The organism is Terrabacter sp. P2_E3 (assembly GCF_056403915.1).
On sequence record NZ_JBFUEN010000008.1, the window covers coordinates 136,615 to 162,374 of the forward strand.

Annotated in this window: 26 protein-coding genes; 13 read left to right on the plus strand and 13 right to left on the minus strand. The window is 71.9% G+C overall.

Going from position 1 to position 25,760, the window contains the following annotated elements:
* Nucleotides 1–58: 58 nt before the first annotated feature.
* The 4 genes from AC1DW8_RS11975 to AC1DW8_RS11990 form a co-directional block, all read right to left on the minus strand.
* Nucleotides 59–157: a 30S ribosomal protein bS22 gene (locus tag AC1DW8_RS11975; RefSeq protein WP_003792170.1), complete on the minus strand. Its 99-nt coding sequence runs from the start codon at nucleotides 155–157 to the stop codon at nucleotides 59–61.
* 228 nt (nucleotides 158–385) lie between these two features.
* Nucleotides 386–586, minus strand: a complete 201-nt coding sequence (locus AC1DW8_RS11980; RefSeq protein ID WP_056773495.1) for a helix-turn-helix domain-containing protein — start codon at nucleotides 584–586, stop codon at nucleotides 386–388.
* Between the two features lie 184 nt (nucleotides 587–770).
* Nucleotides 771–2,051, minus strand: a complete 1,281-nt coding sequence (gene aspS / locus AC1DW8_RS11985) for an aspartate--tRNA(Asn) ligase (protein ID WP_478094215.1) — start codon at nucleotides 2,049–2,051, stop codon at nucleotides 771–773.
* Nucleotides 2,052–2,554: 503 nt separating this feature from the next.
* Nucleotides 2,555–3,751: an acetoin utilization protein AcuC gene (locus tag AC1DW8_RS11990; protein ID WP_478094217.1), complete on the minus strand. Its 1,197-nt coding sequence runs from the start codon at nucleotides 3,749–3,751 to the stop codon at nucleotides 2,555–2,557.
* A 50-nt stretch (nucleotides 3,752–3,801) separates the two neighbouring features.
* On the opposite strand from AC1DW8_RS11990, the gene AC1DW8_RS11995 reads away from it, so the two are divergent.
* Nucleotides 3,802–4,470: a potassium channel family protein gene (locus AC1DW8_RS11995; protein ID WP_056773504.1), complete on the plus strand. Its 669-nt coding sequence runs from the start codon at nucleotides 3,802–3,804 to the stop codon at nucleotides 4,468–4,470.
* 94 nt (nucleotides 4,471–4,564) lie between these two features.
* Here the strand turns inward: AC1DW8_RS11995 and AC1DW8_RS12000 are convergent, their stop codons facing one another.
* From AC1DW8_RS12000 to AC1DW8_RS12015, 4 genes are all read right to left on the minus strand, one after another.
* Entirely contained in the window at nucleotides 4,565–5,092 is a 528-nt protein-coding gene (locus AC1DW8_RS12000; RefSeq protein WP_056826417.1) for a GNAT family N-acetyltransferase, read from the minus strand.
* A gap of 92 nt (nucleotides 5,093–5,184) precedes the next feature.
* Nucleotides 5,185–5,697, minus strand: a complete 513-nt coding sequence (locus AC1DW8_RS12005; RefSeq protein ID WP_442297551.1) for a GNAT family N-acetyltransferase — start codon at nucleotides 5,695–5,697, stop codon at nucleotides 5,185–5,187.
* 15 nt (nucleotides 5,698–5,712) lie between these two features.
* Complete coding sequence (gene proC / locus AC1DW8_RS12010) at nucleotides 5,713–6,519, minus strand: pyrroline-5-carboxylate reductase (protein WP_056773514.1); 807 nt, start codon at nucleotides 6,517–6,519, stop codon at nucleotides 5,713–5,715.
* Nucleotides 6,520–6,532: 13 nt separating this feature from the next.
* Nucleotides 6,533–7,483: a proline dehydrogenase family protein gene (locus AC1DW8_RS12015; protein WP_156415479.1), complete on the minus strand. Its 951-nt coding sequence runs from the start codon at nucleotides 7,481–7,483 to the stop codon at nucleotides 6,533–6,535.
* Between the two features lie 186 nt (nucleotides 7,484–7,669).
* Here AC1DW8_RS12015 and AC1DW8_RS12020 point away from each other — a divergent pair, with 186 nt between their 5' ends.
* The 11 genes from AC1DW8_RS12020 (at nucleotide 7,670) to AC1DW8_RS12070 (ending at nucleotide 20,316) form a co-directional block, all read left to right on the plus strand.
* Nucleotides 7,670–8,410: a hypothetical protein gene (locus AC1DW8_RS12020; RefSeq protein ID WP_478094221.1), complete on the plus strand. Its 741-nt coding sequence runs from the start codon at nucleotides 7,670–7,672 to the stop codon at nucleotides 8,408–8,410.
* The gene (locus AC1DW8_RS12025; RefSeq protein ID WP_478094223.1) at nucleotides 8,410–9,240 is read left to right on the plus strand and encodes a maleylpyruvate isomerase N-terminal domain-containing protein; all 831 of its coding nucleotides are present in this window, start codon (nucleotides 8,410–8,412) and stop codon (nucleotides 9,238–9,240) included. Before AC1DW8_RS12020 ends, AC1DW8_RS12025 begins: the two co-directional genes overlap by 1 nt.
* 85 nt (nucleotides 9,241–9,325) lie before the next feature.
* Nucleotides 9,326–10,612 (plus strand): lactate 2-monooxygenase, encoded by a 1,287-nt coding sequence (locus AC1DW8_RS12030; protein WP_478094225.1) that lies wholly within the window; start codon nucleotides 9,326–9,328, stop codon nucleotides 10,610–10,612.
* A gap of 125 nt (nucleotides 10,613–10,737) precedes the next feature.
* Nucleotides 10,738–11,490: an SAM-dependent methyltransferase gene (locus AC1DW8_RS12035; RefSeq protein WP_478094227.1), complete on the plus strand. Its 753-nt coding sequence runs from the start codon at nucleotides 10,738–10,740 to the stop codon at nucleotides 11,488–11,490.
* On the plus strand, nucleotides 11,487–12,002 hold the full coding sequence (locus tag AC1DW8_RS12040; protein WP_478094229.1) for a nucleoside deaminase: 516 nt from the start codon (nucleotides 11,487–11,489) through the stop codon (nucleotides 12,000–12,002). Before AC1DW8_RS12035 ends, AC1DW8_RS12040 begins: the two co-directional genes overlap by 4 nt.
* 321 nt (nucleotides 12,003–12,323) lie before the next feature.
* Nucleotides 12,324–13,262: a hypothetical protein gene (locus tag AC1DW8_RS12045; RefSeq protein ID WP_478094231.1), complete on the plus strand. Its 939-nt coding sequence runs from the start codon at nucleotides 12,324–12,326 to the stop codon at nucleotides 13,260–13,262.
* 265 nt (nucleotides 13,263–13,527) lie between these two features.
* Nucleotides 13,528–16,146 carry an ATP-dependent Clp protease ATP-binding subunit gene (locus AC1DW8_RS12050; protein WP_056773529.1) on the plus strand — a complete coding sequence of 873 codons (2,619 nt, stop codon included), beginning with the start codon at nucleotides 13,528–13,530 and terminating at the stop codon, nucleotides 16,144–16,146.
* A 166-nt stretch (nucleotides 16,147–16,312) separates the two neighbouring features.
* A complete protein-coding gene (locus AC1DW8_RS12055; RefSeq protein WP_478094233.1) occupies nucleotides 16,313–17,206 on the plus strand; it encodes an ABC transporter ATP-binding protein in 894 nt (297 codons plus the stop codon).
* On the plus strand, nucleotides 17,203–18,534 hold the full coding sequence (locus AC1DW8_RS12060) for an FtsX-like permease family protein (protein WP_478094235.1): 1,332 nt from the start codon (nucleotides 17,203–17,205) through the stop codon (nucleotides 18,532–18,534). The genes AC1DW8_RS12055 and AC1DW8_RS12060 overlap by 4 nt, the downstream gene beginning before the upstream one ends.
* A gap of 22 nt (nucleotides 18,535–18,556) precedes the next feature.
* Complete coding sequence (locus AC1DW8_RS12065; RefSeq protein WP_478094237.1) at nucleotides 18,557–19,813, plus strand: LCP family protein; 1,257 nt, start codon at nucleotides 18,557–18,559, stop codon at nucleotides 19,811–19,813.
* Entirely contained in the window at nucleotides 19,810–20,316 is a 507-nt protein-coding gene (locus tag AC1DW8_RS12070) for an amino-acid N-acetyltransferase (RefSeq protein ID WP_478094239.1), read from the plus strand. Before AC1DW8_RS12065 ends, AC1DW8_RS12070 begins: the two co-directional genes overlap by 4 nt.
* A 177-nt stretch (nucleotides 20,317–20,493) precedes the next feature.
* Here AC1DW8_RS12070 and AC1DW8_RS12075 read toward each other — a convergent pair whose 3' ends face one another.
* From AC1DW8_RS12075 to AC1DW8_RS12085, 3 genes are read right to left on the minus strand one after another with little or no spacing between them, the layout of a single operon-like run.
* The gene (locus AC1DW8_RS12075) at nucleotides 20,494–21,426 is read right to left on the minus strand and encodes an ABC transporter ATP-binding protein (protein ID WP_056773541.1); all 933 of its coding nucleotides are present in this window, start codon (nucleotides 21,424–21,426) and stop codon (nucleotides 20,494–20,496) included.
* The gene (locus tag AC1DW8_RS12080) at nucleotides 21,423–22,238 is read right to left on the minus strand and encodes an ABC transporter permease (RefSeq protein WP_478094241.1); all 816 of its coding nucleotides are present in this window, start codon (nucleotides 22,236–22,238) and stop codon (nucleotides 21,423–21,425) included. Before AC1DW8_RS12080 ends, AC1DW8_RS12075 begins: the two co-directional genes overlap by 4 nt.
* Nucleotides 22,231–23,025 (minus strand): ABC transporter permease, encoded by a 795-nt coding sequence (locus tag AC1DW8_RS12085; protein ID WP_056773545.1) that lies wholly within the window; start codon nucleotides 23,023–23,025, stop codon nucleotides 22,231–22,233. Before AC1DW8_RS12085 ends, AC1DW8_RS12080 begins: the two co-directional genes overlap by 8 nt.
* Before the next feature lie 103 nt (nucleotides 23,026–23,128).
* On the opposite strand from AC1DW8_RS12085, the gene AC1DW8_RS12090 reads away from it, so the two are divergent.
* Nucleotides 23,129–23,518, plus strand: coding sequence for a PPOX class F420-dependent oxidoreductase (locus AC1DW8_RS12090; protein ID WP_056773548.1), 390 nt, complete (start codon nucleotides 23,129–23,131; stop codon nucleotides 23,516–23,518).
* A 197-nt stretch (nucleotides 23,519–23,715) separates the two neighbouring features.
* Here AC1DW8_RS12090 and AC1DW8_RS12095 read toward each other — a convergent pair whose 3' ends face one another.
* Entirely contained in the window at nucleotides 23,716–24,609 is an 894-nt protein-coding gene (locus AC1DW8_RS12095) for an HhH-GPD family protein (RefSeq protein WP_478094244.1), read from the minus strand.
* A gap of 26 nt (nucleotides 24,610–24,635) precedes the next feature.
* A complete protein-coding gene (disA, locus tag AC1DW8_RS12100; protein ID WP_056773551.1) occupies nucleotides 24,636–25,712 on the minus strand; it encodes a DNA integrity scanning diadenylate cyclase DisA in 1,077 nt (358 codons plus the stop codon).
* Nucleotides 25,713–25,760: the final 48 nt, after the last annotated feature.

Here is a 25,760-nt window from a genome sequence, read left to right on the forward strand (position 1 = left end):
GGAGGTGAGGGTCGAGAGCGTGCGGGGCGATCCCGCCGGTATACCTGAGCTGGTCAGGTCACTTCTTGTTGCGACGCTGGTGGCGCGTCTTGCGCAGCAGCTTGCGGTGCTTCTTCTTCGCCATCCGCTTGCGGCGCTTCTTGATGACAGAACCCATGTTTGTCCTTGTCGTGAGACGTGTCCTCGAACTGAGCTGGTGCCGACCTGCGTCGACACCCCTCGGAGAAGGGTAGGTCGAACTTCACGAGCCGAACAGGCTCACAGGGTAGCGCGTGCGGGCTCCCTAACCCAAAAGCGCGTCGACGCGCCCACCTGCGCCAACGCCGAGGGGGCGGCCGGACCGGGTGGTCGCGGCCGCCCCCTCGGGTGCGTGGTGACGCTGCTGTCACGCGGTGTCGATGAAGGACGTCTGGAGGTACTTGTGCACCGCATCCTCCGGAACCCGGAAGGAGCGGCCGACGCGTACGGCCGGAAGGTCTCCGCCGTGGACGAGCCGGTAGACGGTCATCTTCGACACGCGCATGATCGAGGCGACCTCGGCGACGGTCAGAAACCGCACCTCGGCGAGCTGGCGCTCATTCGACATGTGTTACCCCGATCTTCGGTGGGTTTGCACCCGCGCGTCGACGGCTTCCCCTCCGGCGAAACTGCACGCAGGTGCAAGAAGCAACATTAGGGGCAGATGTGACTGGAGGGGAAGCGAACCGGAGAACGAATCGATCACGCGCAACTCGACACGCCGGTGAGATCGCTGTGGATCTCCCGACTCGTCATGGCTCCAGGCGGTGCAGGTCACGCGGGAAGAGGGTCACCTCGCGGATGTTCTCGGCACCCGTCAGCCGCCCGACCCACCTTTCCAGACCGATGGCGAACCCGCCATGCGGAGGCATGCCGTGGGCGAAGGCGTCGAGGTAGCCGGCCAGGACCGCGGGGTCGGTCCCGGTGCGCTCCATCGCCGCGGCGTAGTCCGAGGGCCGGTGCAGGCGCTGCCCTCCGGTCGTCAGCTCGAGCCCGCGGAAGAGCAGGTCGAAGCTGTTGCTCCACCGCTCGTCGCCCGGCTGAGGGTGCGTGTAGAAGGGCCGCTTGCCCATCGGATAGCCCTCCACCGCAAGGAAGTCCGAGCCGTATGCCGTCTTGGCCCACTCACTGAGCGCGCGTTCGTGCGCGGGGCTGAGGTCGGGCTCGTCCGGGTCGGCGCCGACCTTCGCGAGGGCATCGCTGAAGTGGATGACGGGGAACTGCTCCGGCACCTGCGGCAGCTCCACGCCCAGGAGCGCAGCGGCGTCGGCGGCATACTCCCGGATGCCCTCGACCATGCCCGCGATCGCCTCGCGCAGGACGGCGAGCACGTCGTGGTGGTCACGGATGAAGCCCAGCTCGGCGTCGAGCGAGGTGTACTGCGCGAGGTGGCGCACCGTGTCGTGCGGCTCGGCCCGGAAGACCGGACCGACCTCGAAGACCCGCTCGAAGACCCCGACGAGCATCTGCTTGTAGAGCTGCGGGCTCTGCGCGAGGTAGGCCGTGCGTCCGAAGTAGTCGACGGTGAAGACGTTGGCCCCCGACTCGGTGGCCGTGCCGACGAGCTTCGGGGTCGCGATCTCGGTGAACTCGAGGCTTCCGAGCGCAGCGCGGAAGCCTCGCATCGACGCGCTCGCGAGCTGCCAGGCAGCCCGGTGGCGCGGGTGGCGCAGGGTCACCGCCGCGTGGTCGAGGTGCGTGGGCAGCCCGGCGCCGAAGGTCGGGCGCCACAGCTCGGTGGGTGGCGCGACCGCCGGCTCGGTGAGCGGGGTGATCCCCGGTTCCACGAGCTCGGCACCGCCGGGGGCCGACTCGTTGGCCGACACGGTGCCGGTCACCTCGACGACGGTCTCCTCGGGCAGACCCGAGAGCTGGTCGACGGTCTCGCGGTCCTTGACGACGACCTGGGCCAGGCCCGAGCGGTCGCGCAGCACGAGGAACGTGACGCTCGCGAGGACACGGCGCCGGTGGATCCAGCCGGCGAGCGTGACCCGCTCGCCGGGTTCGACGGACGCGAGGTCCCGCGCGAGCACGCGCGGAGCAAGGGTCGTGGGTTGGGTTGGTTGCATTCCGTTCACCTCCAGAGGGTTGGTGCCCCGGAGGTGTGGGCGATGGGGAATGTCGCTGTGCCACCACACCTTCGCCGCCGCGGATCGCGGACGGCCTCTGGTCCTGCTCGGCTCAGGATCGTCAGGCCCGTCGTCGCCGTGCGCCAAGGGTAGGCGCTCAGCCCGCCGCCCACCAACCCGATTGTCAGGCCACGCCCGGCGCCGGCGTCCTCCCGGAAACAAGCAGCTACACGAGACGCAGACAACAGAGCCGCGGCGCCGACGTTGCCTGGACGCAGCGCAGCGAGCGAGGAACGAGCGAGCGAAGCGGAGGAAGGCAACGTCAAAGGGGCGCCGCGGCACGCGCCGCAGCGAAGCGAGGCGCCAAAGGCACAGCGCAGCGAGCGAGGAACGAGCGAGCGAAGCGGAGGAAGGCGACGCCTGAAGGGCGCCGAGGCACGCGCGACGCGAAGCGGAGTGCCAAGAACTCAGTCGAAGTGGACGTCGAGCCCGTGCAGCGGGAAGACGGCCGTGCGCGTCGCCATGACGGCGCGGTCGACCTCGCTCGCGGGGTCGTAGCCCATCTCCCACGAGCGCCACCAGAGCGGCCCGTCCTCGGCGGTCAGGTCGCCCATCCGTCGCGGACCCGGACGGCCGAAGATCTGCTCGACGTGGGCACGCCAGTCCTCGGGGACCGGGGTGCTCGTCGGGATGGGGGCGTGGGCGGCGATGGCCGTCAGGTGCGTCCACGTGCGGGGCACGACACCGATCACCTCGTAGCCGCCACCTCCGAGGGCGACCCAGCGGCCCTCGCACACCTCGTGCGAGAGGCGGTGGAGCGCGTCGGCCGCGGCCCGCTGCGCGTCGACCGTGACGGCGAAGTGCGCGAGGGGGTCCTCCGCGTGGGTGTCGCACCCGTGCTGGGTCACGAGCACGTCGGGCTTGAAGGCGCGGATGAGTGGCATGGCGACGGCGTGCAGGGCGCGCAGCCAGCCGGCGTCGCTGAGGCCGGGCGGCAGCGCGACGTTGACGGCGGTGCCCTCCGCGTCGGGACCACCGATGTCACTGGGCCACCCGGTGCCCGGGAAGAGGGCCCGGCCGGTCTCGTGGACCGAGATCGTCAGCACCTTGGGGTCGTCCCAGAAGATCCGCTCGACGCCGTCGCCGTGGTGCACGTCGACGTCGACGTAGGCGACACGTTCGGCGCCGTGGTCGAGGAGCCACTGGATGCCGACGGCGATGTCGTTGTAGACGCAGAAGCCACTCGCCTTGCCGCGCATCGCATGGTGCAGGCCGCCCGTGAAGTTCACGGCGTGCTCGGCCTCGCCCTCCCAGACGGCGCGACAGCTGTCGACCGTGCCGGACACGACCCGGGCGCTGGCATCGTGCATGTCGACGAAGGCCGGGTCGTCCTCGGTGCCGAGGCCGTACGCGTCGTCGGCAGCGGAGGGGTCGGTCGAGGCGGCCTTGACCGCGGCGACGTAGTCGTCGTCGTGGACGGTGGCCAGCAGCTCGTCGGTGGCCACCTCGGCGCCGACCACCTCGACGCCGTCGACGTCGAAGACACCGAGGGCGTCGCAGAGCCGGGCCGTGAGGTCCAGGCGAGCGGGCGCCATCGGGTGCGTGGGGCCGAAGTCGTACCTCGTGAAGGAGGAGTCCCAGACGACCCGGGCCTGAGTTGGCATGATTGAGACGCTATCGCGGAAACGCGCCACGGACGACGGAGGTAACACCCATGGGCCGCAACCGGCTCTTCGACGACGACGTCATCGTCATCGGGCTGGGACGCTTCGGCTCGGCCGTCGCTCTCGAGCTCACCAAGCTCGGCCACCGGGTCATCGCCGTCGAGCGCGACAACGCCATCGCCGAGAGCTACGTCAACAAGGTGGCCAAGGTCGTGCACGCCGACATGGCGCAGTCGACGGCACTCGACATGATCCGCCACGCGCAGCCGCGGATCGCGATCGTCGGCATCGGCTCGTCCGTCGAGTCGTCGGTCCTCGCAGCGGCCAACCTCGTCGACGCGGGCGTCCCCTCGATCTGGGCGAAGGCCCTCTCACCCGAGCACAAGCGCATCCTCGACCGCATCGGGGTGCACCACGTCATCTCGCCCGAGGCCGACTCCGGTCGCCGCGTGGCCCACCTCGTCAACGGCAAGATGCTCGACTACATCGAGTTCGACGACGGCTTCGCCATCGTCAAGCTGAAGCCGCCGGCCGAGACGATCGGCTTCACGCTGGAGCAGAGCCAGATCCGCCGCAAGTACGGCGTCACCGTCGTCGGCGTCAAGGCACCGGGCGAGGACTTCACGTATGCCGTCCCGCAGACGAAGATCTCGGCGCACCACATGCTCATCGTCAGCGGGCCCGTCGAGCTCATCGAGCGTTTCGCCGCGCGCCCCTGACGCCGGGCTCGCTTCCGGCACAGACGAACCCACCGTCCCGAGCGCGGGGACGGTGGGTTCGTGAAACGCATTGCGGCCGGAGCGCGCCGCCGGCTCAGAGGCGCAGCGTCGGTCCGTGGTCGACGCCGAGCGGCAGGACCATGGCGATCTCCTCCTCGCCGTCCTCCTCGCTGACGACACCCATCGGCCGGCGGTAGTCGGTGGGGCGGAAGCCCATGCCGCTCGCGAAGGCGACGGCACGGCCGTTCTCGGTGCCGACCCAGTAGACGAGGTGGGAGTGACCGCGCTCGGCGGCGAGGGAGGCGCCGTCCTTGACGAGGTGGGTGGCGACGCCCGAGCCGCGGGCCTCGGGGCGCACCCACAGCCCGAAGAGCTCGCCGGCCGTGCCGTCGCTCTCCTTGGCGGTGCCGATGCTCACCACGCCGACGGCGCGGCCGCCACGCTCGGCCACGAGCCGTGCGGAGCGCTGCATGCGTTCACGCCAGAAGTCCTCGCCATAGGACTCTTCCTCGTCGACCGAAGCCACGAACGCCTCGGGCGATTCACGCAGTGCGGCGAGGCGGACGGAACGGTAGTCCTCCCAGTCGTCCTCGCCGAGGGGACGCACGGTGATGTCGCTCATGGGTCCACCTTCGCACGACAGCCTGTCGGACCGCACCCGCGGGGCGGTGAACGTTCGGGTGCACCTCGGGACCGACTGGCCGACAGGGTGACTCAGAAGCGGTGGACCATCTCGATCTCGCGCAGGTCCGGGCGCCGCGGGTGGTCGTGGACCGCGCCGGTGCGCACGAACCCGCACCGCGCGTACAACCCCTCGGCGACCACGTTGGAGCTCGTCACCTCGAGCACGACCTCGGTCTTGCCGAGGCGCCTCGCCTGCTCGAGGACGGCTCGGACCAGGGCCTCGCCGACACCACGCCCGCGGGCCTCCGGGGCGACGTACATGCCGAACAGCGTTGCGGTCGTGGCCCGCTCGGGCTCCCAGTGGGAACCGAGCCCCGCGCTGCCGAGCACCCCCGAGGCGTCACGGGCCTGCACGAGCCAGGCGCCCTCGATCCGCTGGCGCCAGTCGGCCTCGTCGTAGGCGGCCTCGTCGGCATAGGTGAACCAGAAGGCGTCGGGGGCCTCCTGGAGCATCGCGAGCCGGACGTCGCGGTGCGACTCCCAGTCCTCCGGCGAGACGGGGTGCAGGTGGAGGCGCTGGTCGTGGGTGTGGGGCTCGGCCATCACCCCACGATGCCCTCAGACCTGCCCGGACGCCAGCTGTTTCGAGCGGGCCGCTGCGGCCTCGATGGCCGTGACGAACGCGGCCCGGACCTTGTGGTCGTCGAGCTGGCGCAGCGCCGCCACCGTCGTGCCGCCGGGCGAGCTGACCTGCTCGCGCAGGACCGTCGGGTGCTCCCGGGTCTCCTTGAGCATCGTCGCCGCCCCGTAGAGCGTCTGCACGACGAGCTCGGTGGCCGTGGCCCGCGGCAGACCGAGCACGACGCCGGCCTCGATCATCGCCTCGACGACGTAGAAGATGTAGGCGGGGCCGCTGCCGGAGATCGCCGTGACGGCGTCGAGGTGCTTCTCGGCGAGCCGGACGACCCGGCCGCACGAGCTGAGCAGCGCCTCGGCCTCGGCGAGGTGGTCGTCGGTGCAGTGGCTGCCGGGCGAGATGCCGGCCATCCCCTGGTCGACGAGCGCCGGGGTGTTGGGCATGACGCGGATCACCGACGTGCCCTCGGGCAGCCGCGACTCGAGGAACTCCGTCGTGATGCCGGCAGCCAGCGAGATGACGGCGTTGCCGGGGGCGACGTGGTCGTGGATCTCGTCGAGCAGCGCCGCCATGTCCTGCGGCTTGACGCACAGCACGAGCGTGTCGGCGACGTCGGCCGCCTCGGCGTTGGCCAGCACCCGCACCCCGTGGCGCTCGGCGAGGGCGTTGACCTTCTCCGGCGTGCGTCCGGTGACGACGAGGTCGCCGGGCGTGCGGCCCGAGCGGATGAGGCCGGAGACGAGGGTCTCGCCCATGACCCCCGCGCCGAAGATGGCCGTCGTCGTCATCGTGGGTCTCCGCTCAGCTCTTGGTCGCGACGCCGCGCAGGAAGAACATGACGTTGGCGGGCTTCTCGGCCATCCGGCGCATGAGGTAGCCGTACCACTCCTGGCCGTAGGGGATGTAGACGCGCATCTGGTCGCCGCGGTCGGAGATCCGCTTCTGCTCCTCGGGGCGGATGCCGTAGAGCATCTGGTACTCGAACGACCTCGGGTCGCGACCGGCCTGGCCCGCGAGCGCGCCGGCGATCTCGATGAGCCTCGGGTCGTGCGAGGCCACCATCGGGTAGCCCTCGCCCTGCATGAGGATCTTGAGGCACCGGACGTAGGACTTGTCGACGTCGGCTCCGGACTGGAAGGCGACCGACTCGGGCTCCTTGTAGGCGCCCTTGCAGAGCCGGACACGGGACCCGGCGTGGGCGAGGTCCCGGCAGTCGGCCTCGGTGCGGTAGAGGTAGGCCTGCACGACGGCGCCCACGGTCGGGAAGTCGGCCCGCAGCTCGCGCAGGGCGTCGAGGGTCAGGTCGGTGGTCGTGTGGTCCTCCATGTCGAGGGTCACGGTCGTGCCGCCCTGCTTGGCCAGCTCGCAGATCTCACGGGCGTGGTCGAGGGCGATGGCGTTGCCGTCGCCCGGCAGCGCCTGCCCGAGCGCGCTCAGCTTGAGCGATACCTCGACGGAGCCGCCCTCGGTGAGGCCCTGGTCGCGCAGCGCCGTCAGCAGCGAGAGGTAGGCGTCGCGCGTGTGCCGGGCCTGGGCGAGGTCGGTCGTGTCCTCGCCGAGGTAGTCGATCGTCGAGAGGCGGCCGGACGCCGCGATCTCGGAGGCGGCCCCGACGACGTCGGCACGCTCGGCACCGGGCACGAAGCGCTTGACGACCGAGCGCGACACGGGCGCCTTCTCGATGACGTCTCGGATCTTCTCCTGCTTGGACAGCTGCAGGAGCGAGTTGCGCAGCAGGTCGCTGGCGTCCACGGGGGCCTCCGGGTGGTGCTCGGGATGTCGCTCGGGTCACGGCGGCGGACGGTGGTGACCGTCCCGCCGGGCAAATCTACCGCCGCCGGCAGCCAGCGCCCGCCGGTCCCCTCCGCTCCTGCGGCACGCACGCCGCCCGCCCGGTCCCTCGGAGTCCTCCTCGGGGCATGCGGCAGACTCGCTGCCATGGCTCGCCCGACCGCCACCCGACGACCCGCGCCCGCCGCCCTCGCGGCCGCAGCGCTGCCTCTCGTGCTCGCCGCGTGCGGCCAGCCGGTCGCGACGCCGTCCGCCGCCACCCGCCCGGCAGGCGCGACCGGAACGGCAGGCGCCACCGGCGCCCCGACGAGCCCAGCCGCTGACGACGCGCCGCTCACGCCGCCCTCGAGCGTCGTGCCACCCCGCGTGCACGCCACCGCCGCCGTCGCCTCCTACCTCCGTGGCCACGACCTCAGGGGGCTCACCCGCACGGACGACGAGTCGGTGACGGAGGCCGTCCTCACGTCGTGCCCGAACGGGCCCACCGTGGCCCGGGACGTCGGCCCGACGGCATACGCCCGCTCCTGGGAGGGGCCCGGAGGAGTCCGCGCCGACGTCGCCGCGATCACCTTCCCCGACCTCTCGTCGGCCGCGAAGGCGGCCGAGCCGCTGCTCGTCGCGGCGCAGGTGTGCCGGGCGCCCCGGCCGGCCAAGGGCGTCACGACGACCATCGCCAACCAGCGCCGCGACGTGGCGGAGGGTATGCCGCTCGGCCGGGTCGACGTGACCCGGACGTCCCCGGACGAGACGCGCCACGACTACGTCGGCGTCGTGCAGGTGGGCAACGTGCTCGTGCGCCTCACCTACTCGTCCGGCGACGCGAAGGTCGCCACCGACAAGGGGTCGACCGCGCTCGCGCTGCTGGCCCGGGACGTGCAGGGACTCTGATGTCCACGATCGACGACGCCGCCCTCGCCGCGCCCGGACCACTCGGCCTGAGCCTCGACGACCTCGGCGAGGCCCTCGGGGGTGCCGCGACCGTGCTGCGCGCCAACGCGATGGCTGCTGGCCTCGACGCACCCGTCCCCACGTGCCCCGACTGGACGGTGCTCGACCTCGTCGCCCACCAGGGCATGGTCCACCGCTGGGCCGCGAGCCACCTGCGCGGCGAGCCCGTCGAGCCGGAGCCGCTCGAGCGCGAGGGGCGCCGGTCCGCCGACGTGCTCGGCTGGTTCGACGACGGGGCGACGGCGCTGCTGCAGGCGATCGTCGATGCGCCGGACGACCTCGACGCGGTCGTGTTCCTCAAGGACGCGCCTGCCCCGCGGCTCTTCTGGACGCGCCGGCAGTGCCACGAGACGACGGTCCACGCCGTCGACGCGCTCGGGGCCCGGCTCGGACGGCCCGCGCGCGCCGACGAGACGTGGATCCGGCCCGCCGTCGCGCTCGACGGCATCGACGAGCTGCTCGTCGGCTTCGTCACCCGCCGCAACGAGGGAGCCTCACCCGGCGCCCCGACCCGGCTGCTCGTGCGCCCCGACGGCGCCGACGTCGCCTGGCTCGTCGACCTCGACACCGGCCGGCCGATCCGGACCAGCCGGGTCCGCTCGGGGTCCGGTGGTTCGGGTGGGGCCGACGCCGACCACGTCCTGGCCGGCGACCCCGTCGACCTCTACCTGCGGCTGTGGAGCCGCGGCGCTGCCGAGCCGGTCGAGCCCACGCGGCCCGTCACGGAGCTCGAGCGCTGGTGGCGCGAGAACATCTCGATCTCGTGGTGACCCCCGGGTCGACCACATAGCAGGATGGGCGCAGCACCCGGACCGCACCGTCGCGGCCCGGGCCCGTGCGACCAGAGGAGCTCGTATGCCGCAGGAGGGCATCGGACGGACCGTCCAGTCGGCCATCTACCGGGCCGGTGCCTTCGGCCGCCGCCCGGCGGTCCCGACCGACGGCACGCAGCTCGAGCTGGCGGCCCGCAAGGTCATGTCGAAGCGCGGGTTCGCCTACGTCGCAGGCTCGGCCGGCTCCGAGGCGAGCGCCGACGCTAACGTCTCAGCCTTCTCGAGGTGGCGCGTCGTGCCCCGGATGCTCGTCGACACGACCGAGCGCGACACGTCCGTCGAGCTCTTCGGGCGTCGCCACGAGAGCCCCTTCCTCGTCGCCCCGGTGGGGGTCCTGTCGATGGCCGACGACGAGGCCGACCTCGCCGTCGCCCACGGCGCCCGCGAGCAGCGCGTCACCCAGATCCTCAGCACCCAGGCCTCGGTGCCGATGGAGGACGTCGCGCGCACCCTCGCCGGCTCGGGGCACTGGTACCAGCTCTACTGGAGCAGCGACGACGACCTCGTCGAGAGCCTCGTCTCGCGCGCCGAGGCGTGCGGCAGCGACGCCCTCGTCGTCACCCTCGACACGGCATACCTCGGCTGGCGTCCACGCGACCTCGACCTGGGGCACCTGCCGTTCGCCCGCGGCGAGGGCATCGCCCAGTACACGTCGGACCCCGTCTTCCAGCGGCTCGTCCGCGAGCGGGTGGCGGCCGCCGGGCCGGCGGTCCGACCGCGACCCACGCCGGCCGCGGTCGCGACGCTCGTGTCTATCAGCCGCAACCACCCGGGCGACACCCGGCACAACCTCACGGCGCCCGAGCCGCGCGCCGCGGTCGAGACGTTCCTCGACGTCTTCAGCCGACCCTCGCTGACGTGGGACGACCTACCGCGGCTGCGGGCCATGACGAGCCTGCCGATCGTGCTCAAGGGGATCCTGCACCCCGACGACGCCCGACGCGCCGTGGACGCCGGGGTCGACGGCGTCTACGTCTCCAACCACGGCGGCCGGCAGGTCGACCGGTCGGTCGCCGCGCTCGACGCCCTGCCCGGCGTCGTCGAGGCCGTGCGCGGCGCAGGGTCGGACGCGCCGGTGATCTTCGACAGCGGGATCCGTTGCGGCGCAGACGCGTTCGTCGCCCTGGCGCTGGGCGCTTCGGCCGTCGGCATCGGGCGACCACACGTCTACGGTCTGGCCCTCGCCGGCGCCGACGGGGTGTCGCAGGTGCTGCGCAACCTGCGTGCCGAGCTCGACCTCCAGCTGGCGCTCACGGGGTGCACGTCGCTCGCCGACCTCACCCCGGAGCGCCTCGTGGCCGCGCCCTGACGCGACAAGGCGCCGCGCCGACCGTCGACGGGCCACGTGTGGCAGCCCGGTCACGGTCGAGAGGCCGCTTCTCGCCGCATGGAACCGGGTCGACGCCATCGGGGTTCGTCCCGGAGGATCGGGTCATGCCAGCCCTCGACCACCTGACCCGCGACGCCTACCCGAAGTCGAACGGCTACGACGCGAAGTGGCTCGTCGACCTCGACATGGGCCCCCACCCGCTGTGGCTGCTCGAGGACCTCGCCGCCGACCTCGACCTCCGGCCCGGCATGCGCGTCCTCGACCTCGGCTCGGGGCTGGGCGCGACGTCGGTCTTCCTCGCGCGGGAGTACGGCGTCAGCGTCGTGGCCGCCGACCTGTGGGTCGACCCCACCGAGGCTGCCGCGGTCTTCCGCAAGGAGGGCGTCGACGACCGCGTCCTCGCGATGCGGGTCGACGCGCACGCGCTCCCCTTCGGCCGGGGCTCGTTCGACGCCATCCTCAGCATCGACGCGTGGGAGTACTTCGGCACCGGCGACCACTACCCGCCCTACCTCGCGACCTTCCTCAAGCCGGGCGGCCAGCTCGGGGTCGCGACGCCCGCCCTGACGACCGAGGTGCGCGAGCTGGGCGAGATCCCCGAGCACATCGACCGCGTCGTCGGCGCCGAGTCCGCGGCATGGCACACGGCGGACTGGCTGCGCAGCCAGTGGGAGTTCAGCCGCGCCTTCACGACCGTCACGGCCCGCAACCAGCCGGACGCGTGCGCGAACTGGCTGCTGTGGGAACGTGCCGTCATGGAGCTCAAGGGACAGCCGACCTCGGCGGTGCAGGGGATGCTCGAGGCCGACGGCGGCGCCTTCGTCACGTTCGCCCTCGTCACCGGGAGGGTCGCATGAGCCTCGACGCCACCGACCTCGAGCACCTGCGCCGGGCGGTCTCGCTCGCGCGCCTGGCCCTGGAGCGTGGGGACGAGCCGTTCGGCTCCGTCCTCGTGTCGGGCGACGGCGAGGTGCTCTTCGAGGACCACAACCACGTCCTCGCGCTCGAGGCCACCCAGCACCCCGAGTTCGCCATCGCGCGCTGGGCGGGTGCCCACCTGACCGCCTCGGCGCGGGCGGCCGCGACCGTCTACACCTCGGGCGAGCACTGTCCCATGTGCTCAGCAGCGCACGCGTGGGTCGGCCTCGGCCGGATCGCGTATGCCGTGAGCTCGGCCCAGCTGACCGCGTGGCGGTCGGCGTGGGGCTCGGCCCCGTCGCCGGTCGCGGCGCTGTCGATCCGCGACGTCGTGCCGGGCGCTGTCGTCGACGGGCCGGCCCCCGAGCTTGAGGCCGAGGTCCGCGACCTCCACGACCGTTTCGCCCACCCCCACCCCGACCTCGACCCCGACCCCAACCCCAACCCCTGACCCCAACCCCTGACCCGAACCCGGACCCGAACCCGAACCCGGACCCGGACCCGAACCCGAACCCGGACCCGGACCCGGACCCGGACCCGGCCAACCGGCACACGCCCGGAGGCCCTCCCCGACCACATCAACTCCACCGGGGCGGACCCGACCGACGCACCCGAGACCCGGGACCACGACAACTCCGCCCTGGCGGGCGAAAGGGGCCCAGCGACCGCACTCGGCCACCACAAGTCCGCCCCGGTGGCCTTGGCGCTCAGAGGTTTGGGCGGCTGTGGATGACCTACAACGAGCGCGGGTCCGGTGTCGCACAGTGACGTCATGAAGCCCGCCGACAGCCCCGGCACCGACCAGCCGTTTCTGCGCACGAGTGACGGAGACGACACGCTGAGCGCATGGCGCTTCCGGCGAACGCATCGCGCACTTTTCCGTGGGGTCTACGTCACCGCCGAGACCCGCGTGACCCCTCGGCTGCTCGCCGAGGCAGCCCTGCTGTTGGCCGAGCCGAGCAGCTACCTCTCCCATCACACCGCGGCCCGGCTGTGGGGCGGCGTCGTTCCGGACAACCCTGACGTCCACGTGACGTATCCGAGGATGCGTGCCCAGTGTCTCGGCATCGCGGCTCACCGTGCCAAGGCGCGACAGCACGTGGTCCGTTGGATGGGTCTGCCCGTCACCGGCCCGGCGCAGACCTTTCTCGACATGAGTCATGTGCTCGGTCTCGTGGATCTCGTCGTACTCGGGGACTCGTTGGTCCGCAAGAAGCAATTCACACCTGACGAGCTGGTTGACGTGGCTGAGAAGCACCGCGGCCCCCACTCGAGGCTGGCCCGGCGAGCGGCAAGGCTCGTGAGAGCCGGCGTCGACTCGCCGATGGAGACGCGCCTGCGGCTGCTCATCGTCCTCGCCGGGCTTCCCGAGCCCGAGGTGGACCACCGGGTGCACGACGACGGCGGGACCTTGTTGCGGCGCTACGACCTCTCCTACCTCCCCTTCCGACTGATCATCGAGTACGACGGCAGGCAGCACGCCGAGTCGGACGAGCAGTGGCTCAGTGACATCGGCCGCGACGAGGCGCTGGACGACGAGCAGATCCGCCGGCTCGTGGTCGTGTCCCGGGACATCTACTCGACACCGGCGAACACGCTCGCGAGGATCACGCGGGCCATGCGCCGAGCAGGTATGCCGGTGCCCCGGCTCCGGCACGAGTGGCGCCGACACTTCCCGAGCAGGTCGGGCGACCTCGCCCTGCCGGCATGACCCGACCTCGGCGACCCGTGCGAGACGGATGTGAAACGCGCCGGCAACAGAGCGGGCGGACACTGGGCGGGTACGACACGGCATACGCAAGGATCACGACACGCCTCACGGCATCTGTCCGCTCACGGCGAACAGCGGCTGAACCTGAGCCGATCACGCTCAGGATGGGGAACAGGAGGGACACCACCGGCGTTGGTCGGGGTGTGCTCGTCCACAGCGGGCACAGATAGCATCGAGATGTCTCTCGATCAGTCAGGAGAAGAACATGTTCGAACGGTTCACCGACAGGGCCCGAAGGGTGGTTGTCCTCGCGCAGGAGGAAGCTCGCCTGCTCAACCACAACTACATCGGGACCGAGCACATCCTCCTGGGTCTGATCCACGAAGGCGAAGGCGTCGCCGCGAAGGCCCTCGAATCGCTCGACATCTCGCTCGAAGCGGTCCGGGCCCAGGTCCAGGAGATCATCGGCCAGGGGCAGCAGGCCCCCACCGGTCACATTCCCTTCACGCCCCGCGCGAAGAAGGTCCTCGAGTACTCGCTCCGCGAGGCGCTCCAGCTCGGCCACAGCTACATCGGCACCGAGCACATCCTGCTCGGCCTGATCCGCGAGGGCGAGGGCGTCGCCGCCCAGGTCCTCGTCAAGCTCGGCGCGGAGCTCAACAAGGTCCGCCAGCAGGTCATCCAGCTGCTCTCCGGCTACCAGGGTGGCCAGGGCGGCGAGAAGGCCGGCGCCGGTGTCGGCCAGAGCCAGGCCGAGGGGACGCCCGCGGGCTCCCTCGTGCTCGACCAGTTCGGTCGCAACCTCACGCAGGCTGCCCGTGAGGGCAAGCTCGACCCGGTCATCGGCCGTGAGAAAGAGATCGAGCGGGTCATGCAGGTGCTGTCCCGCCGCACCAAGAACAACCCCGTCCTCATCGGCGAGCCCGGCGTCGGCAAGACCGCCGTCGTCGAGGGTCTCGCCCAGGACATCGTCAAGGGTGAGGTGCCCGAGACGCTCAAGGACAAGCAGCTCTACACCCTCGACCTCGGCTCGCTCGTGGCCGGCAGCCGCTACCGCGGTGACTTCGAGGAGCGGCTGAAGAAGGTCCTCAAGGAGATCCGCACCCGCGGCGACATCATCATCTTCATCGACGAGATCCACACGCTCGTCGGTGCAGGTGCCGCGGAGGGCGCCATCGACGCCGCGTCGATCCTCAAGCCGATGCTCGCCCGTGGTGAGCTGCAGACGATCGGTGCGACGACGCTCGACGAGTACCGCAAGCACATCGAGAAGGACTCGGCCCTCGAGCGGCGCTTCCAGCCGATCCAGGTGCAGGAGCCGACGCTGCCGCACGCGATCGAGATCCTCAAGGGTCTGCGTGACCGCTACGAGGCCCACCACCGCGTGACGATCACCGACGGTGCGCTCGTCGCGGCCGCCAACATGGCCGACCGCTACGTCAACGACCGCTTCCTGCCCGACAAGGCCATCGACCTCATCGACGAGGCGGGCGCGCGACTGCGCATCCGTCGGATGACGGCTCCGCCGGACCTGCGCGAGTTCGACGAGAAGATCGCCGCGCTCGTGCGCGAGAAGGAGTCGGCCATCGACGGTCAGGACTTCGAGCGCGCGGCCCGCGTCCGCGACGACGAGAAGCGCCTGCGCCAGGAGAAGGCCGCCCGTGAGGCCCAGTGGAAGTCGGGCGACATGGACGTCGTGGCCGAGGTCGACGAGGAGCTCATCGCCGAGGTCCTGGCGGCCAGCACCGGCATCCCGGTCTTCAAGCTGACCGAGGAGGAGTCGAGCCGACTGCTCCACATGGAGGACGAGCTGCACAAGCGCATCGTCGGCATGGACGACGCCGTCAAGGCGCTGTCCCAGGCGATCCGCCGCACCCGTGCAGGCCTCAAGGACCCGCGTCGTCCGGGTGGCTCGTTCATCTTCGCCGGCCCCACCGGTGTCGGTAAGACCGAGCTCGCCAAGACGCTCGCCGAGTTCCTCTTCGGCAGCGAGGACGCGCTGATCCAGCTCGACATGTCCGAGTACTCCGAGAAGCACACGGTGAGCCGCCTCTTCGGCTCGCCTCCCGGCTACGTCGGCTACGAGGAGGGCGGCCAGCTCACCGAGAAGGTGCGCCGCAAGCCGTTCTCCGTCGTGCTCTTCGACGAGGTCGAGAAGGCACACCCGGAGATCTTCAACTCGCTGCTGCAGGTGCTCGAGGACGGCCGCCTCACCGACTCGCAGGGTCGGATGGTCGACTTCAAGAACACCGTCATCATCATGACGACCAACCTCGGCACGCGGGACATCTCCAAGGCCAACATGGGCTTCTCGGCCGGACCCGACAGCCGCTCGGACTACGAGCGGATGAAGGCGAAGGTCACCGACGAGCTCAAGCAGCACTTCCGGCCCGAGTTCCTCAACCGTGTCGACGACACCATCGTCTTCCCGCACCTGAGCCGCGACGAGATCATCCAGATCGTCGACCTCGAGATCGCCAAGCTCGACAAGCGGCTCAAGGACAAGGACATGGGCATGGAGCTCACGCAGTCCGCCAAGGACCTGCTCGCCAAGAAGGGCTACGACCCCGTGCTCGGTGCGCGTCCGCTGCGCCGCACCATCCAGCGCGAGATCGAGGACGCCCTGTCGGAGCGGATCCTGTTCGGGGACTTCGCTTCCGGCCAGTACGTCAAGGTCGACACCGAGGGCGAGGGCAAGGCGGAGACGTTCACCTTCTCCGACATGGCCCACCCGGACGCCGCGCACCGCCCGGCCGACGACCTCCCGGAGCTTCCCGAGGGCGCTGCCCTCGACGAGGCGCTCGGGGTCAACATCACGGCCGGCCCGCCCGTGCCCGACGACCAGGTCTACCCCGACGCGGGGCTGACCGGCACGGAGCGCTGACCGCAGCGATCCGCCAGCACGGCCGAAGGGGCCGGGGACACCACGTCCCCGGCCCCTTCGTCGTACGCCCGCGTCCCGGTCGTCATACCGGGGTCGTATGCCGTCCCGCCCGGGAGGCGACCACGGCCCGATGTGGGACCCGGCCCACCGCGGCGAGGCTGGGTCCATGAGCTACTACGACCCAGCCCGTACGCCGTCCGGTGCGCCCGAGCGCCCAGCTTCCCCCGCCTCCCCCACCGTCACCCCGCCTGTCAGGCCCACCGTCGGCCTCACCGGCGCCCAGGCCCCCTCGCGCCCGGCAGGGGCGCCGTCGCCCGACCCGGCCCGCGACCTCGTCGCCCGGGACCTCGTCATGACCTACGGCCGCTCCGGGGCCTCCGCCGGGCCGCCCGCGCTCGGCGGCGTCGACCTGACGATCCGCGCCGGCGAGAGCCTCGCCGTCATGGGGCCGTCCGGCTCCGGCAAGACGACGCTGCTGCACGTGCTCGCCGGGATCCTGCGACCGACCGGCGGCCAGGTGCTGTGGCGCGGCCGGGACATCGCACGGATGTCGGACCGCGAGCGCACCGTGCTGCGCCGCGAGGACTTCGGCTTCGTCTTCCAGCAGGGCATGCTGCTGCCCGAGCTGCCGGCGATCGAGAACGTGGCCCTGCCGCTCATGCTCGGCGGGGTCAGGCGGTCGGAGGCGACGGCGCGGGCCGCCACGCTCTTCCACCCGCTCGGCCTCTCGGGGCTGGAGAAGCGCCGTCCGGGCGAGCTCTCGGGCGGCCAGGCGCAGCGGGTCGCCATCGCCCGCGCCCTCGTGGCCCGACCCGGGGTCGTCTTCGCCGACGAGCCGACCGGTGCGCTCGACCAGTCGACCAGCGCCGAGGTGATGCACCACCTGACGCAGCTCGCGGCGCACACCGGAGCCTCGCTCGTCGTCGTGACCCATGACGAGAACGTCGCCCGCTGGTGCCACGGCGTCGTGCGGGTCCGCGACGGTCGGATCGCTGGTGCAGACGCCGACGACCGCGTCGCGGCCGGCCCGGTCCAGGCTGCGACGGCGGTGACCAGGTGAGGGCCGCGACCGAGCTGTGGTGGCGCCTGCGGCGTGCGGGCGCGGCCGACAACCGGGTGCCCGGCATCCTCGCGGTGGTCTCGTTCGCCGTCGCGACGGCGGCCCTGCTCGTCTGCGTCGCCGGGCTCCACGCGTTCGAGGCGCGCAACCCCCTGCCGCCAGGCGGGCTCGAGGGCCACCTCAGCGACGAGGCGGCGCTCGGCAACCTCTACGTGACCCTCGCCTGGATCGCGACGACGTGCATGGTCATCCCGATCCTCACCCTCGGCGGCGTCGCGGCGCGTCTCGCGATCGCCCGCCGCGACCAGCGTCTGGCCGCGCTCCGTCTCGCCGGTGCGACGTCGGGGCAGGTCACCCTCATGACGCTGGCCGAGGCGGCCGCCCAGGCCGTCGTCGGTGCGCTGACAGGCGTCGTGCTCTACCTCGCCGTCCTCCCCCTCGTGGCCCGGCTGAGCTTCCAGGGCCGCCCTTTCGAGCTGCGCGAGCTGGTGCTGCCGCTGTGGCAGACGCTCGCCGTCGTCGCGGCAGTCGTCGTCGTGGCGGTCGTGTCCGGCGCGTCGAGCCTCGCCCGGGTGGCGATCAGCCCGCTCGGCGTGGCTGCCCGCACGAGCCCGAAGCGCCTGAGCGTCCTGCGGCTGCTCGTCGCCCTGGCCGCCGGAGCTGCGTGGGTGCTCGTCATCACCCCGATGAAGGAGCCGCAGCGGATGACGATCGTGCTCGTGCTCGGCGCGATGATCCTCGCCGTCAACACCGTCGGGCCGTGGGTGGTCATGGTGGCCGGCAGGGTCGCGGCCCGTCTCGCCCCGACCGCCGCGACGCTGCTGGCGGCCCGGCGCATCGCCGACGACCCGAAGAGCACGTGGCGCGCGGTCGGCGCCCTCGGCCTCGCCGTCGTCGTCGTGGGCTTCACGAGCCTCGCGCAGGTCGACGACCCGACGACTCCGCTCGAGCGCTACCTCGCCGACGACCTCGGCACGGGCGCGCTCGTCACCCTCGTCATCATCACCATCGTCGGCGCCACGTCGACGGGGGTCGTCCAGGCGGCCCGGGTGCTCGACCAGCGCGAGCAGTACCGCGCGCTGGCGCTCGCCGGTACGAGCGAGCGCTCGCTCCACCGGGCCCGCGCGCTCGAGGTCGCGCTCCCGCTGTCGATGACGATCGTGCTGTCGGCCGGCTTCGTGCTCGTGCTCATGCTGCCCTTCACGAGCGCCCTCGACAGCGGCCTCGTCGTGCGTTTCGTCGTGACCTCGGCCGTCGCCGGGGCGGTCGTCCTGGCGTCGGTGCTGGCGTCCCGGTCGCTCGTGCGGACGGCCTCCCGCGTCGCCTGAACCGGTCGTCTACGGTGGGGCGGTGACCTCCCAGCACCGCCCCACCGACGTCCGCCAGCGGTCTGCGATGCCCGCCGACACCCGTCGTCCGGCCCGCACGCGACGGTCCGTGGTGGCGCGCGCCGGGGCCGTTTCGGCGGCCGCAGCGGTGGCCCTCGCCGGTTGCTCGACGGGTGCGCCGAGCGGGGCCGGCTCGCCGGCCGGAGTGTCCGCCTCGGCCGACGGCGCCGCGTCCGGGTCCGCCCCCTCCTCGGGGGTCCGCGTGAGCGGGGCGCCAGCGCCCTTGGCTGCGCTGGTCTCGACGGTGTATGCCGGGGGCGACCTCACGCGTACGTCCTCCCCCTCCGCCGCGGCTGCCCTGAAGACGCGCAAGGCGGCCCCCGGCCCGGTCACGGCCAAGGCCGAGGTCGGCTCGTGGATGGGCACGCCCCTCGCCGTCGTCACCGCCGGCGACGACGTGACGCTCGCCGTCGGGCCGACGTGGAAGGTCGTCGGCGGCTGGTGGCCGTCGCTCGGGGTCGCGAAGCCGAGCCTCGGCGGCGGGCCGCGCTGGGTGCTCGCGATCGGGTCCGACGCCCGCAAGGGCCAGCCCCTCGAGCGCACCCGCGCCGACGTGCTCCAGGTCATCGGCATCGACGGCACGGGTGGCGGCGGCGTCATGGGCATGGCCCGCGACCTGTGGGTCCCGCTGGCGACCGGCGGCAAGGGCAAGATCAACTCGGCCATGGTGTTCGGCGGCCCGCGGGCGCAGGTGAGCACCGTCAGGTCCGTGACCGGCCTCCCCGTCGAGGGCTACGTCGTGCTCGGCTTCAGTGGCTTCAAGAAGATCGTCGACGACCAGGGCGGCATCCCGATCGTCATCCCCAAGACCGTCGTGGCCTCGCATGCCAAGAACCTCGTCATCAAGGCCGGCGCCCAGACCCTGTCCGGCGCCGAGGCCCTCGCCTACGCCCGCGAGCGTAAGACGTTGCCGGACGGGGACTTCGGCAGGTCACGCCACCAGGGAGAGGTCATCCTCGCCGCCGCGATCAAGGCCAAGCTCGCCGGGCCGATCGCCATCCCGTCGGCGCTGACGAGCTTCAGCACGGTCGGTCGGAGCAACCTCTCGGCCGAGCAGATCCTCACCTTCACGGCCGGTCTCCATCAGCTGAGCCCGCTCCAGGTCGGCCGGGGGGTCGCCCAGGGCGCCTTCGGGTGGGCCGGCCAGCAGTCGATCGTCGTTCTCGGCAGGCAGGCCCGCACCCTCTTCGCCGAGTTCCGCGACGGGAACCTCTCGTGAGCGGCGGCACGCCCGTCCTCCGGCGGGCCCGAACGTCCGACGTCCGCGCCATCCGGGGCCTCGTCGCGCCGCTGGCCGAGCGCCGGGTGCTCGTCAGCAAGGAGGCAGTCACCTACTTCGAGAGCCTCCAGGAGTTCCGCGTCGCCGACCTCGACGGCCGCGTCGTCGGCTGCGGCGCGCTTCACGTGATGTGGGAGGACCTCGCCGAGATCCGCACTCTCGCGGTGGCTCCCGACCAGCTCGGCACCGGTCTGGGCGGGCGCCTGCTCGAGGCGCTCGTCGAGGACGCGCGCGAGATCGGCGTCGAGCGACTCTTCTGCCTGACCTTCGAGACCGACTTCTTCGTCCGGCACGGCTTCGACGTCATCGAGGGCCAGGCCGTCCCGATGGACGTCTACGCCGAGCTGCTGCGCTCCTACGACGAGGGCGTCGCCGAGTTCCTCGACCTCGAGCGCGTCAAGCCCAACACCCTCGGCAACACCCGGATGCTCCGCACCCTCTGACCCCGCCCACCGCTCCAGCACCCCTGCCGGGCGACGACCTCACTCGAGTGGCCACCCGGTCCCACCCGTCACACGACTGAAGTGGCACCTGAGGTCACGGGGCCACTCGACGGGTGGGACGGCATACGCCCGTGGGCCGGGAGTATCCACGGGGCCACTCGACGGAGGGGTGGGATGTCAGGCGCGGCCGGAGGCGGCGTAGATGCGGCGCACCACGTCCTCGATGTCGGGCTCCTCGATCGTCAGGTCGCGCACCTCGTGGCGTGAGGAGACGTGGGCGAGCACGGCCGCGACCGTCGTGGCCTCGGCGTCGAACGAGAGCCGCTGTCGCAGGCCGTCCGACTCGCTCTCGACGAGGGTCGCTCCCGGGACGTCGTGCAGGTCCGGCGTGGGCTGGGCGAGGTCGATGACGAGGATGCGCTGCGCGCCGACGGTGCCCGCGAGCCCGGTCAGGGTGCCGTCGAAGGCGAGCCGGCCGCGGTCGACGACGAGGACCCGGTCACAGAGCCGTTCGATGTCGCCCATGTCGTGGGTGGTCAGCAGCAGGGTCGTGCCCTGCTCGCGGCGCTCGGCGACGAGGAACTCGCGCAACCGCTGCTTCGAGAGCACGTCGAGGCCGATCGTCGGCTCGTCGAGGATGAGCAGCTCCGGCGAGTGGAGCAGGGCGGCGGCGATCTCGGCACGCATCCGCTGGCCGAGCGACAGCGAGCGCACCGCCGTGCCCAGCTGCGGGCCCATCTCGAGCTGCTCGACGAGCAGGTCGGTGCGCGCCCGCGTCGCCGCCTCGTCCATCCGGTGGATCGCCCCGAGGATCGCGAAGGAGTCGCGCAAGGGCAGGTCCCACCACAGCTGCGAGCGCTGGCCGAAGACGACTCCGACCCGGCGCGCGACCTCGACCCGCTGTCGCATCGGGTCGAGCCCGCACGTGCGCACGTGACCGGAGGTCGGCTTGAGGATGCCGGTCAGCATCTTGATCGTCGTCGACTTCCCGGCACCGTTGGCGCCGATGTATCCGACCGCCTCGCCGGGCTCGACCGAGAAGGTCATCCGGTCGACGGCGCGCGTCTTCTTGAAGTCGCGCACGAGGTCGCGCGTCTCGATGATGCTCATCCGCCTGCTCCTTGGTAGTGACGAGTGCCGAGGCGCCAGCACGTGGCGGCGATGCCCCAGGCCAGCAGCCCGGCGACGGGGGTGAGCCACGCGAGCCAGGTCGGCGCGAGCGGGTCGTCGAGGCCGAGGATCGCGACGGCCGGGATGTAGGCGACGAAGGCCGTCGGCACGACGAACGTCCAGAAGATCCGCAACGGGTCGGGGAAGACCTGCTGGCTCTGCTGGGCGGCATACGACCCGCCGTAGGTGAAGGCGTTGGTGAACTCGGCACCGTCGACGAGGAAGAACTGGAGACCGCCAGCGGCCGTGAACAGTGCCGAGAAGATCGCGGTGCCGCTGACGACGGTGAGCACGATGAGCGCCACGGAGGCCGGCGACCAGGCGATGTCGGCGGTCGTCAGGGCGACGCCGAGGGCGACGAGGGCGACGGACAGCCGGCCGACTCTCCGGAGCGACAGGTCGCTCGTCATGAGCTGGGCCAGCAGCGGCAGCGGACGCACGTAGAAGGCATCGACCTGGCCGGCCCGGATGTAGCGCGGCAGCTGGTCGAGGTGACCGACGAACATGTCGGCGAGCGAGAAGGACAGGTTGGACAGGGCGAAGACGAGCAGGGCCGCCGTGAAGTCGAGCCCGCCGAGCACGTCGACGTTGTGGAAGATCACCCACACCTCGGCGAACTCGGCGAGGCCGACACCGACGGTGCCGAGGATGTCGGTGACGAACGAGGCGCGGTACTGCATCTGCGCCCGGGCACGGGACGCGAGCAGCACCCGGTAGGGGCGCAGCCGTTGGGAGAGCGTCGTGTCAGCCACCCTGCACCTCCAGCCGCCGACGGCCCGCGCGCAGCACGACCTGACCGAGGGCGAGCAGCGCGACGGCCCAGAAGACCTGCACCCCGACGGCCGACGCGATGTCGTCCCCGACGACGCGTCCGGCGAGGATGTCGATGGGGTTCTGCAGCATCGACGGGAAGGGCGACCAGTTGGCGATGGTGCGCAGCCAGTCCGGGAACCACGGCACCGGCAGGTAGAGACCGCAGAGCAGGCCACCGGTGATCATCCACAGCAGCGTGATGCCACGGATCTCGACGAGCCAGAACGCGAGCAGGTTGATGACGAAGTTGCCCGAGAAGGCCACGACCACGGCGAGCAGGATGGACACGGCGCCCGCGACCCAGCTGACGGCGGACGGTGGCCACGCCATGTCGAAGAGGAGGGCACCGAGCAGCAGCGCGGGCACTCCGCGGCCGATGAGGTTGATGCCCGCACGTCCGAGATCGCCTGCGAGATAGGCGATCTGCGGGTCGACCGGCCTCAGGAAGTCGACGGCGATGTCACCGGTGCGGACCCGGTCCTTGACCTCGGCGAAGCCCCAGAGGTTGACCGTGCCGAGCAGCGCCTGACCCCACCAGACGAACGCGATCGTCGTCGGAGCGTCGTAGCCGCCGATGGCCGTCCCGGCCGACGCGAGGGCGGCGAGCAGGATCGAGGCGCGGATGAAGCCGAAGACCGAGTTCGTCGTCATCCCGGCCAGCAGCGCCAGCCGGTACGTCGAGTGCCTCCTGAAGCCGGCTCGGACGAGCAGCCAGAAGGTCTTCACGACGCACGGACGGGGGCAGGCACAAGGGGCCACGCTACCGACGAGGCGGCCCGGGATCAACGCGAGGCGCCGGTGACATGCCGGCTCTCGTAGTCTGTCGCCCGTGGCCACCCTTCCCCGCGACCTCTCCCCCGAGGCCCTCGAATTCATGTCGGTGCGTCACCTCGCGACGCTGACGACCCTGCGGCCGGACGGCTCGCCCCACGTCGTGCCGGTCGGCTTCACGTGGGACCCCGAGATGTCGGTCGCCCGCGTCATCACGAGCCGCGGCAGCCGCAAGGCCCGCAACGCGCTCGCCGGGTGTGCCGCCGTGCTGTGCCAGGTCGACGGGCGCCACTGGCTCTCGCTCCAGGGCACCGCCCGCATCCTCGACGACCCGGCCTCGGTCACCGACGCCGAGCAGAGGTATGCCGCCCGCTACCGCGAGCCTCGCCCCAACCCCGAGCGCGTGGTGATCACGATCGACGTGCGCTCCGTCCTCGGCAACGTCTGACCCCGTCGCCCGCCCCACTCGAGTGAGCGCCCCGTCCCACTCGAGTGAGCGCCCCGTCCCACGCGTCACACCCGTGCTGTGACCACGGGGCCACTCGACGATGAAAGGTGTGGGCGGTTGGGGCTCGTGGGACGGAGGGGCCACTCGAGTGGGGTTGGGCGCTCACTCGACTCGGCGGGTGGGGCGGGTGGAGTCCCTCAGGCGGGGAGGCGGAACCTCTGCCGCGACAAGGGCTCCACGAGGCCGTCGGCGACGAGCGAGTCGAGGCAGCGCATCACCTGCACGCGGTCGGCCGCGGAGTCCTCTAGACGGGCGAGGGGCAGCGCCGCGTGGGCGTCGCGCAGGCGGCGCAGCAGCTCACCGCGCACCTGCCGGTCGGTGCCGTGCCAGGCCTGGCCCCGCCGGGGCGGTCCGTCGTAGGCCGGCCGCCCGGCGACGTTCCAGGCGCACAGGTCGGCGACCGGGCACTCGTCGCAGCGTGGCCCACGGGCGACGCAGACGAGAGCCCCGAGCTCCATCACGGCGACGTTCCACGTGTTCGCGGCACCGCGGTCGGCCGGCATCGAGTCGGCGGCGAGTAGGGCCTCGGCGCGGTTGAGCGTGAGGTTCGGGAAGGCCTTGCCCTCGACCGTGCGGGCCAGCACGCGCCGGACGTTGGTGTCGACGACGACCTCGGGGATGCCGAAGGCGAAGCACGACACGGCGGCAGCCGTGTAGGCACCGACCCCGGGGAGCGCCAGCAGGCCCTCCGGGGTGTTCGGCACCTCGGCACCGTGACGCTCGACCATGACCCGGGCCGCCTCGTGCAGCCGCAGGGCACGCCGGGGGTAGCCGAGCCGCCCCCAGGCGCGCACCGCGTCTCCCGGCGCAGCGGCCGCGAGGTCGGCCGGCGTCGGCCACCGCTGCATCCACTCGCGCCAGATCGGCTCGACCCGGGCGAGCGGGGTCTGCTGCGACATCACCTCGGAGAGGAAGACGCCCCATGGGCTGGCGTCCGGCGCCCGCCACGGCAGCTCCTTGCGCCCGGACTCGGCGTACCAGGCGTTGACGCGCTCGTGGAGCAGCGACAGCGGGACCTCGCGGGACGGCATACGGAACGATGCGGCGGCGGAGCCGGTCAGACGTAGCGCTCGAGGATGCTCGACTCGGCGAGCCGCGACAGGCCCTCGCGCACGGCGCGGGCACGGCCCTCACCGACGCCCTCGACGAGCATGAGGTCCTCGATGCCGGCGGCGAGCAGGCGCTGGAGCGACTCGAAGTGCGACACGAGCCGGTCGACGATCGCGGTGGGCAGGCGCGGCACCTTGGTCAGGAGGCGGTAGCCCTGCGGCGACACGGGGGCATCGAGGCTGTCGCCGACGACCGAGAAGCCGACGGCGCGGGCACCTGCCGCGAGGTCGAGCAGCTCGACGGAGTTGAGGGCCTGGAGGTTGGCGAGCGCGTCGCCGACTGTGAGGCCCGACTTGGTCGCCGGGAGGTAGTCGCGGATGACGAGCTCGCGGTCGTTGCCGAGCCCGCCGACGAGCTCCTCGAGCTGGAGGCTGAGGAGGCGACCGTCGGTGCCGAGCTCGACGACGTAGTCCTGGATCTCGGCCGAGATGCGCCGCACCATCTCGAGGCGCTGGAGCACGGCGGTGACGTCGCGGATGGTGACGAGGTCCTCGATCTCGAGCGCGGACAGCGTGCCGGTGACCTCGTCGAGGCGGGCCTTGTAGCGCTCGAGGGTCTGGAGGGCCTGGTCGGCGCGCGAGAGCGTCGTGGGCGAGCCCTCGATGACGTGCCGGAGGTCGCCGACGTAGAGCGCGACGACGCCCATCGACTGGCTGACGGAGATGACGGGGAAGCCCGTCTGCTTGGCCACGCGCTCGGCCGTGCGGTGACGCGTGCCGGACTCGGTGGTCTCGATGCGAGAGTCGGGAACGAGCTGGGTGGCGGCGCGCAGGATGCGGGTGCCCTCGCGGTCGAGCACGACGGCGCCGTCCATCTTGCACAGCTCGCGCACGCGGGTCGCCGAGAACTCCATGTCGAGCACGAAGCCGCCCGTGCAGATCGAGTCGACCACGCGGTCGAAGCCGAGCACGATGAGGGCTCCGGTGCGTCCACGGAGGATGCGTTCGAGGCTGTCGCGCAGCTCCGTTCCGGGTGCCACGGCGGCGAGGGCCGCACGCAGCAGCAGCTCGTCGTTCCGGTCCATCACTTCCCTGTTCGCAATGGGGGCGCCGAGCGCGTCCACCCCGGTCGG